Annotated in this window: 5 protein-coding genes; all 5 read left to right on the forward strand. The window is 39.7% G+C overall.

Features of this window, described 5'->3' with window-relative positions:
* From AC04QZ_RS01315 to AC04QZ_RS01335, 5 genes are read left to right on the forward strand one after another with little or no spacing between them, the layout of a single operon-like run.
* Positions 1-3,090 (forward strand): hypothetical protein, encoded by a 3,090-nt coding sequence (locus tag AC04QZ_RS01315; RefSeq protein WP_478356258.1) that lies wholly within the window; start codon positions 1-3, stop codon positions 3,088-3,090.
* Positions 3,091-7,038: a hypothetical protein gene (locus tag AC04QZ_RS01320; protein WP_478356259.1), complete on the forward strand. Its 3,948-nt coding sequence runs from the start codon at positions 3,091-3,093 to the stop codon at positions 7,036-7,038.
* 11 nt (positions 7,039-7,049) lie between these two features.
* The gene (locus AC04QZ_RS01325) at positions 7,050-10,712 is read left to right on the forward strand and encodes a hypothetical protein (protein ID WP_478356260.1); all 3,663 of its coding nucleotides are present in this window, start codon (positions 7,050-7,052) and stop codon (positions 10,710-10,712) included.
* A gap of 4 nt (positions 10,713-10,716) precedes the next feature.
* Positions 10,717-12,204 carry a contractile injection system tape measure protein gene (locus tag AC04QZ_RS01330; protein WP_478356261.1) on the forward strand — a complete coding sequence of 496 codons (1,488 nt, stop codon included), beginning with the start codon at positions 10,717-10,719 and terminating at the stop codon, positions 12,202-12,204.
* Entirely contained in the window at positions 12,171-13,550 is a 1,380-nt protein-coding gene (locus AC04QZ_RS01335; protein ID WP_478356262.1) for an ATP-binding protein, read from the forward strand. Before AC04QZ_RS01330 ends, AC04QZ_RS01335 begins: the two co-directional genes overlap by 34 nt.

The following is a 13,550-nucleotide window of genomic DNA, read 5'->3' on the forward strand; positions in this document are numbered from 1 at the left end:
ATGAGTACCAACTGCAATAAAAATAATGACCCAAGAAACGGAACCAACCGTTTAAACCGCTTGCCCAAAGCCTTGGATGCATCTTTTATTGCTATTGATGAAAGAGATAAAAAAAGCCTTTATCAGTTTTGCGATAACCTTGCAGCCTATATCAATTACTATTATTATGATGGGCTGGAGAAAAAAACCGACTGGCAAAGTGTTTTCAATATAGATGAATTAAAAAAAGATGGTACTTCCGAACCCCATCTGGCGCTTTTCGATTCTTTCCTCGAATTATATGCCATTGCTCAAAAAGACCTTAACCAGTTTACCGGCAAACATCTGGATTATTTCTTCGAAACCATTTTGGGTTTTGAAAAAAAGGCTGCCGCCCCCGATAAAGTATACCTCATTGTAGAGCTGGCCAAACACATATCGCAATATGTTTTAAACGATAAAACCGAATTCAGGGCGGGTAAAAACAGTAAAAAACAGGAGCAATTTTATAAACTCCTGTCTGATTTTAGCTTTAGTCATGCACAGGTGGCGAATATTAAATCCATTTTGGTTGATCAGACGGAAAAGTCCAGGATTAAAGCTTCGCCGGTTGCAAATTCGGGCGATGGCATTGGTGCAGAAGTGGTAAACCAGGATGGTAGCTGGGATACATTTGGTAACGAAACGCGGCCTCCCGCCAATATCGGTTTTGCCATCAGTTCTCCTTTATTCAGGATGGCCGAAGGAAAACGTAAAATAACCCTGTCATTTAGCTATCATGCACCTTATCTGGTAGCGCCGGTAATTAAACCCGAAAATTTTAAGGCCAGTATTACTGCAGAAAAAGGATGGACAACAGTAGAAATTACTTCGGTAACATTTCCCAATCCTGGCTTGCTCGAAATGGTACTCTTCGCCGACGAAAGCATACCTAAATTAGTCAATTATAGTCAAAAACTTCATGTAGAGGATTTCAGGACCGATTTTCCGGTATTAAAAATGGAATTACTACCGGCACCAAACCTTTATGCCGGTTTAACCTTTGCTTCAATTGATAGCGTAGCTATTAAAACGGATGTTCAGGGCGTAAAAAACCTGTTCGTACAAAACAGTTTGGGTAAGCTGGATGCCGCTAAACCCATGGAGATTTTTGGTCCGGTACCAGGTGCAGGTGCCAATTTTTATGTAGGCAGCAACGAGGTTTTTCAGCATAACCTCAGCAGTTTAAGGTTGAATTTCGAATATTTAGGTTTACCTGCCGTTACTTTTGCCACATACTACGATCTCTATGTTAATCTCGCTAACGACAGTAATGGACGTGATAAATCCACTTACGTCAAAAACAGCGATTTTAAAGCCGAAGTTTCCTTTCTCTTACACCGCAATTGGATCAATTCGACAGCGCCAGAGGTTGCACTTTTTACTGCAGCAGATGGCGATGCACCCAATGCATTGTTTTCAACAGATTTAAGTATACCAGCTGATTTTGAAGCAGATTATAACACCAAAGTAAACGATGCTTATAACCTCGAAACCGAGCGCGGTTATTTAAAACTTAAATTCACCAAAGGTACATTTGGTCAGGCTGATTATCAGCTGGTGTTCAGTACAGCTGTTATAGGCAAAACCACGGTGCCTAAATTGCCCAATCCACCCTATTTGCCGCTCATTCAGAATTTAACGATCGATTATAGCTGTGCAGCAACAATAGATCTTTCGGTAAGTGCTGATGTTAAATCAACTTATGATAACCGCATACACCGGTTTTATTTTATCGAACCTTTTGGCCTAGCCGAAGCGCATCCGTTTACCCATGGTGCCGTACAGTTGCTTCCTGTTAAACCTAATGAAGGTGAACTTTATTTGGGGTTAAGTGATGCCGTTGTACCGCAGAATTTAAGTTTGCTGTTTCAGGTAAGCGAGGGTAGTGCCAATCCTGATTTTGATAAGGCGATAATCAAATGGGCCTATCTTCAGCATAATATCTGGATAGAATTTGAAAAAATAAATATTTTAAGAGAACAAACCAACGGACTTTTAACCACAGGCATTGTTACCTTAAATATTCCTAAAACGGTAAATACCGATAATACACTCCTGGCAAATGGCCTGTTATGGATCAGGGCTGCGGTAACTGCAAATGCCGCTGCTGTATGCGATATTATTTCCATCACAGCCCAGGCTGCAGAAGCCGAATTTGAAGTTTACGATGACGTGGTGCCTGAAAAAATTGCCATCGAAGCAGGCGTGATTTCAAAATTAAAAGACCCTGATAACGCTGTAAAAAAAGTAATGCAGCCCTATGGTTCTTTTGATGGAAAAGGAACCGAAAATGCCAACGATTATCATTTGCGTGTGAGCGAAATATTAAGGCATAAAAGAAGGGCCATCACCCAGTGGGATTACGAACGCCTTATTTTGGCACAATTTCCCAATGTGTATACCACCAAATGCATTAACCATACTTTTTACAACGGTAACGTGAGCAGCTACAACGCTTTGTCGCCGGGCGATGTAACCATTATTGCCGTACCTGATATAGCCATCAGCAATGCGCCAAACCCGTTAAAACCAAAGGTTTCTAAAAATACTTTGGAAATGATTAAAGCATACCTGGCCAAAACCAATTCGGCATTTGCGAGGCTGAATGTTCAGAACCCAATTTTTGAAGAAATAAAGCTGCATTTCCATGTAAAACTGAGAGACGGTTACGAGGAAAATATTTACCTCCCACAACTTAAAAACCAGATCCGTTTGCTTTTGGCCCCCTGGACAGGCAATGCTTCCATTCAAATGGAATTTGGTGGTAAAATAGAAAAATCGACCATCATCTATCAGCTGGAGAAGTTGGCTTATGTAGATTATATTACCTGTTTTAAATTGTACCTCTACCGGCCTGCCGGATTGGAAGATATCTCGTCGAAAGATTTGGAAACAGCAGAAACAGCTACAGCAGCAAGTATTTTAACTGCTTATCCCGATCACTCCATTATCAACATCAACGACATTGCCGGAATCAGCAATCCCGATTGCGATTGTGTGGATTGCAATGATAATACCATTATAGCAAAAGGTGAATTTGTTCCCGTTAACGAATGCGGTTGTAATTAAATGAGCGATTTAAAAACCATATCGAAAAACAGTCCTCAACAGGAAAGCATGCAGTTTGATAAACTGCGGGAAATGGGTATTAACCGGATACAGGCTTTGAGCCAGCAAAACTGGACTGATTATAACCTGCACGATCCGGGTATCACTACGCTTGAAGCACTGTGTTATGCCATAACCGACCTGGGTTACCGTTTAACTTTCGATATGCAGGATCTGCTGGCCAATAATCCCAATATTGACCAGGTCGATTTTCATAACTTTTTTACCGCAAGGCAGATTCTGCATAATGCGCCGGTTACCATTAAAGATTTTAGGAAACTGTTAATGGATGTGGCCGTACAGGTTGATCAGGAAACTTTGGGCATCAAAAACGCCTGGGTGATTCCTGCTGAGGATGCCGAAATGAAAATTTATGTAAACCAGGCACAACAAAAACTGGAGTATTTCCCTACCGCAACAGATGGGACAGGTTATTTTGTAAAGGGCCTGTATAATTTCCTGATCGAGTTTGATCAATCCATTATTTATGGCGATTTAAACTCCAATGCCATGGAAGGAACCTATATCATTAATAATTTTAGTAGTGATTTATGGTTGGAAGGTGTAGAAATTAATGTAACCATCCATTTTCCCCGCTGGGATGATCTTACTATAGATTTTAATAGTGATACAAACATTATCAATAACATTAAAAGTCTTAAAATCAAGGCTGAGAAACTTCCGACAGGATATGAATTGATTGATAGTAACGATCTGGATCATACGGTTACACTTGCAGGAACCAAGAAAGTGGCTGGGGTACCTGTAGCCATTACCGGTTTGAGCGAAATAGATACTGAACTGAATCATTTCATTTTTGATGCGCCAAATGGACTGTTACAAAGTTATAAACGCAAAATAGCCATCATTAAAAACATCATTAAAAAGGCAGAAGACAGGTTAAATGATAACAGACCGCTATGCGAGGATTATTTCCAAACCCGGGCTTTAAAAGTGGAAGAAATAGCAATATGCGGCGATATTGAGATCGATCCTTTTGTTGATGCTGCTACCGTTGCTGCCGAAATCTATTTTCAGCTGGCCCAGTTTCTTTCTCCGGATGTATATTTCTACAGTTTGCCTGATATGAAAAATAAAGGCAAAACTACTGAAGATATTTTCGACGGACCTGCTTTAACACATGGTTTTATCGATGATGACGAGTTAAATGCTTCCGAACAGCAATGCACCATTCATGTAAGTGATTTGATCAGGATTATTATGGATGTTAAAATTGATGGTAAACAGGTGGTTCAATCCGTTAGTGGTTTGCAGCTGGCTAATTTCCCTGAAGATAATGGCAGTAATGATATTACCCACAAAAGTGTAAAATGGTGCCTTTCCTTAGCCATCGATAAATTTTATGTGCCAAGGTTATCAACCGAGCTTTCCAATTTGTCGTTTTTCAAACACAAACTTCCTTTTGCTTTCGATCAGCATGAAATGGAAGCCAGATACAGGGGACTTTTCGCAACCGCAAGAAAACGTTATCCCGAAAATCCAATTCTGGATAGGGCTTTGCCCATCGGGAACTGGCGTGAAATAACTGATTACACCTCTGTACAGGAAGATTTTCCTTTAATATATGGTGTAGGCAGCGAGGGTATTCCTAATTTACCAACTGTAGATGATGAAAGAAACCTGCGATTGGCACAGGCCAAGCAGTTTAAAGGTTTCCTTTCTTTTTTCGATCAGTTATTGTACAATTACCTGCAGCAGATAAACGGTTTAAAAGCCTTGTTTAGCCTGAACCAGGAACTTGATGAATTTGGTCAGCCTTTGCTGAATAAAACTTACTTCAGTGAATCTTTAATAAAAACAGCCGAGCATGCCGATATCGTGCCCCATGCTATAGATCAAAAGATTTTCGTAAATGATTACGCAACCAGGCTACAGGGCATTACCGAAAGCAAAAGCGTTTACGAAAAGCGTAAAAACCGGTTTCTCGATCACCTTTTAGCGCGTTTTTGTGAACAGTTTAGCGATTATGCACTCATTGCTTATACCAACGAGGGACAAAAAGCAGGGGCGGAACTGATTAAAGATAAACTTTCATTTTTAAATGCCTATCCCGAAATCAGCAGTAATCGCGGGAAGGCTTTTAATTACAAAAATGAACTGAACTGGTTTTATCAAAATGTTTCAGGTTACGAAAAACGTGTGGGTATGCTCCTTGGGATTGATGCTAAAAAAACTGATGATTTACATTTTTCTAATGCTTTCAGGATCCTGCCTGTAAGCAATAAATGGAGCATCGATACCAAAGTATCTACAAAAATCCTTTTCGAAGGCATCAATAGTTTTAATGATCAGTTATTGGCAAAAGCCGCAATGGAAGAACTGATCAGTGCTGCCGTACACATCAATAATTATAAGATAATCGCAGGAACTGCTGCGGGCAAATTCCAGGTTTTGCTTTATGCCGATTTAATTGAACAAAAAGTTATCGCAAAAAGTAAAAATACCGCATTAACTAAAGCCGATAGCAATACGTTAATTAATAGTCATAGTGATCTATGTACTAAAGAATTATGTGGTAATATTTTAAGCAATCGTAAAAATTTAGCTGCGCCCATATTTAATTATTTCGAGGTTACTTCTCACACCGTAGATGGCACTACAACGCCGCCATTGCATACGATTAAATATGAACTGTTCGATTTGCCAACAGAAGATGCAGGTAGAAAAGTAATCATCACCGGAGAGGTTGAAGGCCCGGAAGTAAAAGGTGCTGATGCTGCGGAAACCACCAGTAATACCATTGCAAATTTACTTTGGAAATTTATCCGTTTCGCTTCAGATGAAGATTATTATCGTTTTGTGCCCGAAAATGTAACAGTGTACGATCCAAATTACCATTTCGAAATATTCGATATTTACGGCGAAACATTGGGCAAACATAAAGGCAAGAATTATAACCATCAGCTGGCTGAAATTATTGAAGACAGCACAGCCTCTCCAGTAGTTAATATTGTTGATTCTCTATCCAATAATGGCACTTATACCGTGAAAAATACGGTGGCCCTTGGGCCAAATATTAAAGTAGAAATTAATGAAACACTACCAAATAATTATCCTGATGGTAAATTAAGCTTCAGCGAAACATTTAACGCTTATATATTCGAAAATGGCCGCAAGCTTACTGTTACCGGCAGCGATTTAACCAACAGGCTGCGCATAGGTGATAAAATGAATTTCATTATACCTTCAGCAGAGAGAACTGAATTCGAAATATTGAACATCAGTTTTGCCAATAATAAGACCACTATTATTTCGGATATCCTGCTCGATTTTGTGGTAGCGCCAAAATTGAGCTACACTAAATTGTTCGAAATCAAAAATGTAACACCTAAAACCATTATCATCAGGGCCGGTATGGAAAAATTGGCCAGACTGGATATGGTAAATTTCTTTAACAGGATATTTATCGATCGTGAAGGACTGCATTTGATCGAACATCTACTGTTAAGACCTAAAAAACGTGATTTTGATACTTTATTGGATATCCACACAGATGTAGATTGTATGCAATGCAAAATTGCCGATACCTATAGTTTCGTGATGACCGCGGTATTACCTTATTGGCCAAACCGTTTCAGGGAACGGAATTTCAGAACATTTATTGAAAAAACGCTGAGAGAAGAATGCCCGGCCCATGTAGTGCTCAATGTATGCTGGGTAAATCCCTTACAGATGAACCAGTTAGAAACCGCCTATAAAAACTGGCTGATCCAGATCAATACCAGCAGTCCAGGTGACGCAGAAAGGGTAAAAGCGCTGAAAAACTTTATAGAAGCAATTCAGGGTTTAAGAAGCGTTTATCCATCCGGCAAACTGCATAGCTGTAACGAAAACGAAGTGCAGAAAAATCCATTAATCCTAAATCAAACTAACATTGGTATTTTTTAACTAATCTAGCTATGGAACTCATTAATAAAACAACGGTTTTTGAAGAAAATCAGGTACTAACAGCAGGTCAGCTGAATAATACACAGCAGTTTTTGTTTCAGGAAAGCAGGTTAACTAGGATTAGATTGATCGGCAGGGGGATCGTTTGTGGTCTACATGCAAGCTACGGCGAAAATGCCGTACATATATCGAAAGGGCTCGGGGTAACTTCATGGGGTTTCCTCATTACACTTGGCGATTGCGATTTAACACACTATAAACCTTATACCTTAGCCGATGGCTTAGATTATAAATATTTTAATGATGCCCCGCTTTTAGAATTGGTTACCGCAGAAAATGCAGCTGCCATAGGGGCCGGCCCCATTACTGGTGCATTGGTTTTGAGCGATTATGTGGTGGTTTTATTTTTGGAATCGGCAGCCCGCGACCTTAAAAGCTGTTTGGGCAAAAGCTGCGATGACCTGGGTAAAGAAAATACCTTTACTATCCGCAAATTGCTGATCAAAAGAACCGATCTGATCAATATTAATACCTCAAATAAAAATAAAGGCGGCGCTATGTATCCTGCTCTGTATGAGTTGGAAACGATCGATTATCCAAGGGCTTTAATTACACCAATTGCTGCGGCTAATTACCCTGCTTTAGTCAATACTTATTTAAGTCCGGTTGCGGCCATATTAGAGAAGCTCACCAAACAACTGGCGATTATTTATAGTGAACTGCCGGCACTGGCTCGCCATTTTCCTAATTACGATTTTGATAGCATACGCGCCACATGGGAGGCAAAACTGATCGAACTTTCTGCGCAGTACCTAAGCGGTAAGGCTTATGGATTTCAATACGTGTACGATGCCTTTGAAGATATTATAAAATCGTACGAAGAGTTGCGCTGCATCGCCATGCACCTCAATAGTGTTTGTTTGCCCGATGAAGATGCTTTCCCTATGCATTTAATGTTGGGTAGCGATACCTGTCCGCCATCTGTTTTCCGTCAGGAGTTTGAATACTCGCCGTTATTTAATGAATATAAAGACTGGAGCAAAAAACTGGTTACGGTTTTCGGAAGAACCCTGAATATGTTAACAGGTTTTTACGATAGCCAGAACGAAAAAAACGACCGCGGTATTTTGGCTACCCCAAGTAAAGAAAAGTGGCAAAATATAGGCAAAAGGGCTTTGCCGATTTACTTCGACCCCAGTATTGCCGATTTTGAAACTTACTGGAACGAATCTTTATGCCATGGCTGCGATAATGGCAAACCGCTCAGCTATCATTATCAACTGCCCTTAAATTTACAGACTTACGGTAAAAGCAAACTGGAGGCACCATTGCTTTACAATTTTTCTGACACCACATTTTTCAGGATGGAAGGCCATTTGGCCATTGAAGAAGATGTGGCTGTTAAACAGTATAAAAGACTACAGCGCAACCTGAACCTTCCTTTTAAGGTACGTTCCATCTTTATGGGCGAAGGCGGAACAACAAAAACTGTTTGCCGTTATCCCGATCTCGATTCGCAGTACCTGGTTTGGCGGAATGTAATGCTGTATTATCTCAATAACCTGATCAAATACAGTACCCTGGCCGAAAAGATGATCGCAAGGTTTGATGATGTAAAAGATGCGGCAAAAGATGCGGTTGTTGGTGTAAATACCAAAAAAGAAACCCGTTTTAATGCAAAAGCTGGCGGAAACGAAACTTTTAACGATACAAACGGCCAGACAGAAAAAACATCTACTTTCGGTAACATCAACAATGTTTTTATTAAAGCCGGCATGGTTAACGAAAGGATAAACCAGGCCAATTATTCTAAAATAAATAACAGTAAGGGAAGACTGGAAGAAACGCCCGACGACCTGCAGCGTGATGCATTGAATATGGTTGCCCAGTTTAACGATAACATTGAAGAATTGATTGCCACCCTCACCCTGGAGTTTTCCGACTTTGACGAAAACCGTTTCAAATCGGTATATACAGGTTTAATTTCGCTTTATGTAAAGGGAATGAAACTCATGGTCAAAATTATCAATAACGAGGGCAATGTAGAACTGATGGCTTATCTCATGGCGGCAACCATTGTGCACAGGGCGCTAAATTTATTTATGATCAGGCCTTATATCAATATTGGTACTTTAACCGATATCAGGTCGCAGCGGAACAAAAGCCTCGGTACAAATATTTCGTTTTATGATTATATCAGGAGGGCAGGTGCGGTAGAACATTTGGCTGGGGTAAATAAGGGCAATACGCTGTTATTGCTATACCATACAGGTCGTGAAATCGAATACCAAACTATTGGCAAAGCACCAGCGGCCGTGCCAGTTACGCATAAAGAGACTGAAATAGCAGAAATCACGAAGGCTGAAAAAACGGTGAAGGCAAATTATGAAACCCGGTCCGCTGAAATAAAAGCACGCATAGAGGAACATGAAAACGAACTTGTCCAGGTTAAAATCCAGTATAAAGAAGCTTTAGCAGGCAGGATCGAGGAAATTAATAAGCGTAAAGTGTTTACAGCTGATGAAATCAAGAAGGAAGAATTAGCCATAAAAAGCGAGCTTGAAAAGAAAATAAGAAATTTAAAATCTACAGGCGAAGATGCTGTTAAAACTGAAGCACTCGAAAAAGAATACAAAGAAAGAATTGTCTTGTTAAGGAAAAATACAGAAGCCGATAAAGCAAAAGAGCTGAAGGAACTTACCGGGGCTATGGAATCAGAGCTGGCGGAAAAACTTAAAGTCAGCGAAGAAGTGATCGAAAAGGCCAGAAAAGAGGAGGCCGAGGCTTTAAAAGAATACGAAGGTCATTTAAAAGTGCTTACAGAAAAACATAAAGCTGTAGAAAAAGGCAGGGAAAAAGAGCTTGAAGAAATCATTGTTACGGGAAAGCGAAAAAGAGGAGATTATTTAAGCAAGTTCGAAGCCAGTTTTAACGAACAGTATGATAAACTGGTAGAAGAAATAGGCAAGGAAGGACTGCCAAACATTGCCGGTAACGTGATTGCCGATTTTACACTTTACGAAGATGATGGCTGCTGCGAATGTGATGCAAAAGATTACCGCAATAAAGAACTTACACCCTTGGTAGCGCCTATTTCGCGTTTTGTGGTCTATACGCCAAGCAGAATCAATACCGCTAAAATACAGGTACTCAATAATCTTTACCATCCCGGCGATTATAAGGTTATTGTTAAAAACGGCCCCAATTTGGGATCGGTAAAATTTGAGGAAGAAGTTTATGAACCTAAACCAAACCTGAATAAACAGATTTTGGTATATACCCTCGACCCGGAAAAGGTTGCAAAAGATAGCCGTGCCAGAAGATCGGTAGTTGCTGTAGATGAATTGGAGTATGCCGTTATCGAAAGAGAAACCGGTAATGAGGTAGGTACAGCCCTGATTACTTTCTTTATTGGCGTTGGACGTATTGGTCAGGATACTTACGAATTAAGTGGTAACGTGGCTTATGCTAAACAGTTTAAAATTACAATCACAGATGCTGCTGGCGCACCGATACAGCAGGGTGAGTTTACAGGAAACAAATACAGTTTTAACTTAAATCCAGGTAAATACCATATTGTAATGGAAGGAATTGCACCTCAGGGAAGACAAGAAAGAGATACTGAAATTGTTGACGAAGATGTTGTTGAAAATTTTGATTTAGGAAAAAAATAATGTGATGAATAAACACCTCATCCAATCGCAAAAAATGTTGCTCACTGTTGCCAGTCAACAGGATTGGGAAAAGGTGCAGGCAGAAATCGGCGATTTTTGTAAAACAAGATTGCCTGATATTTTCAATTCCATCTTTGATGAATTTGCATTCAACCAAACCATTCGCATCGATCAGTTAAATATAGACCTGGGAAATTTATCTTTAGATAAACTGATTCAAGATATTGAAGAACAGATTGTTATTCAGGTATATGCTTATTTTAGAAACCAGAATTATCATAAAGAAGTTAATATTGATATTCTTGGACCCGAGGTTCAGGCATTTATAAGGCACTTAGCACATCAAGAGAATGTTTTTGCAAAAGATCAATCTGTTTTACCTGATCGCGCAGCAGAGGCCGATAATTATGAATCCTTAGCCTTTTATTGTCAAACCGGTTTAAAACCCTGGTGGCTGCCTGATGAAACAACATTTAAGCCTGCTGCGGTTTTAATCAAACTTTTTAATAACGATCGACAAATTTTCAGCCAGTTTACCCAGCTCATAAAACGTAATACCCTTAGTTATAAAAGATTAATGCAGCTGGTAAACAGGCACTTGTTTTTTTACCAGCTTCATAATTTTAAAACAGATATTTCAATTTTAAAATATTTAGAACCAAATATTAATGCTCATTTATATCATGTAATACTTGAAGTCTGGTTTGGTGCTTTAGAAGAAGAAAAAAAAAGTATTGAAATCGATAATTTTGGCCTGTGGCTTTTTAACCTGGTTCAGGAAAATCCGGCATTAAAAGCTAAATTAATAACAAGTTTAAAATTGGCAGTTACCGCTGCCGTGCTTAAAAATGAGGCTATAACAATAATCGAACGGTTTAATAATTTAATCGCTGCCATTCACAAGCAGAAGGCTGTAACAGCAATTAAACCAAAATTTAAAGAAAAGGAAGACTTAGTCAATCCGAAAAAAACTGGTGAAATTAAAAAGGAAGCTTCGGTTTTAATCGAAAATGCAGGTTTGGTTTTGCTTTATCCATATTTTAAAAACCTGTTCAATTTTCTGCAGTTGTTAAATGGCCATGCATTTATTGATGAAAAGTCTATGAATAAAGCCATTGTATACTTGCATTATTTAATTTACAACGAAATGCCCGAAGACGAAACGCTGTTGGTTTTTAATAAAATATTGTGTGGTGCTGATCCTGAAACGGTAATCAATCTACACGAGATCACCTTTACGGATGAAGAACTCGCAGAAGCCAACGAATTAAAAAGGACAGTAATTCAACATTGGTCGAAACTTGGATCAACAACGGTACAGGGTTTTACCGACACCTTTTTAAAACGTAACGGAAGTTTAATTTTCCGTACCGGTGATTACCATTTATATGTAGAAAAAAAGGGTTTTGATGTTTTATTAGACACTTTGCCCTGGCCGATATCAATAATACGCTTACCATGGAACAACTATTTAATCAACCTGAACTGGTAAAGAATAACCTGCAGGCAAATGCAGATGCACTTTTAGCCGAATTAAACTGGTTTGAAAAAGTGTTGCAGTTGCGTAGCGCCATTAATGCCGGTAATGTGGCTGCTGGTACCCGTATTTTTGATGCCCACCCGCCCGATTTAAGCAATTTCGATAGTAGTTATGCGAGGTTTCTGGCTAAGTATCAGTTTAAATTTGCCGAGCGTTTTTTGCTTTTCCTTTCCATGGTGAGTCAGATAAAACCACAATGCCTGGATATTTTCCTGGTGAACAATCCACAAACCGGGCAGATATTTACGGAATTTGGCGGTAAAAAAGGAAACGTTTTTAGTGGTTTTTTACCCACAGCCGAAACTTTTTTGTTTTTGCTTGCTTCCGATAATTTAATGCTGCGCTTTGATCTGATGAAATTATTTGATGCCCGAAATCCGCTTTTCGCCTTAAATGTACTGGAGTATGAGCCGCTTCCACCTGGTGAACCTATTTCGAGTATCCCATTACACATTAGTAAAAACTGGTTCGAAGAGTTTACCACAGGCGAAAGAAGCAAACCCCGTTTTTCAACTGATTTTCCGGCACACCTGATCGAAACCAATATGGAATATGCCGATCTGGTTTTGCCCGAGCATACCCGCGAACACCTGGAGCTGTTAAATGCGTGGTTACAGCATAGCCCGACTATGATGAACGATCTGGGGCTGAAACATAAGATAAAACCTGGTTTCAGAACGTTATTTTACGGTCAGCCCGGCACTGGGAAATCTTTAGCCGCCGCTGTTTTGGGTAAAAAGCATAATTTACCGGTTTATCGCATCGATTTAAGCAGGATCGTAAGCAAATATATTGGCGAAACCGGTAAAAACCTGGCCAAGGTATTTGATGCTGCCGAAAATCAGGGTTGGATATTGTTTTTTGATGAAGCTGATGCGCTTTTTGGAAAACGTAGCAATGTAAGCGATGCAAGGGATAAATATGCAAATCAGGAAACCAGTTACCTGCTCCAACGGATTGAAGACCACAATGGCCTGGTTATTCTCGCCAGTAATTTTAAACAAAATATCGATCAGGCATTTTTGCGCCGTTTTCAATCGGTAATCGAATTTCCGATGCCAGAGGCCAGTCAGCGGGCCTTGCTCTGGGAACAGGGCTTTTCGCCATTTACAAAAATGGAAGCAAAGATAAACCTCGATGAGATTGCCCAGAAATTTGAACTTACCGGTGGTGTGATTATTAACGTGGTGCAGTACGCCACCATGCAGATGCTTAAAGAAGGCGGAAAAGAAATCAGGCAAAAAGATATTATTGAGGGCGTTAAACGCGAATTAAAAAAATCAGGGCGAACATTATAG

It is taken from the genome of Pedobacter folensis (genome assembly GCF_056490665.1).

Coding starts and splice junctions, on each gene's coding strand:
- AC04QZ_RS01315 (WP_478356258.1), top strand. CDS start 1: ATGAGTACCAACTGCAATAAAAATAATGACCCAAGAAACGGAACCAAC.
- AC04QZ_RS01320 (WP_478356259.1), top strand. CDS start 3,091: ATGAGCGATTTAAAAACCATATCGAAAAACAGTCCTCAACAGGAAAGC.
- AC04QZ_RS01325 (WP_478356260.1), top strand. CDS start 7,050: ATGGAACTCATTAATAAAACAACGGTTTTTGAAGAAAATCAGGTACTA.
- AC04QZ_RS01330 (WP_478356261.1), top strand. CDS start 10,717: ATGAATAAACACCTCATCCAATCGCAAAAAATGTTGCTCACTGTTGCC.
- AC04QZ_RS01335 (WP_478356262.1), top strand. CDS start 12,171: ATGGAACAACTATTTAATCAACCTGAACTGGTAAAGAATAACCTGCAG.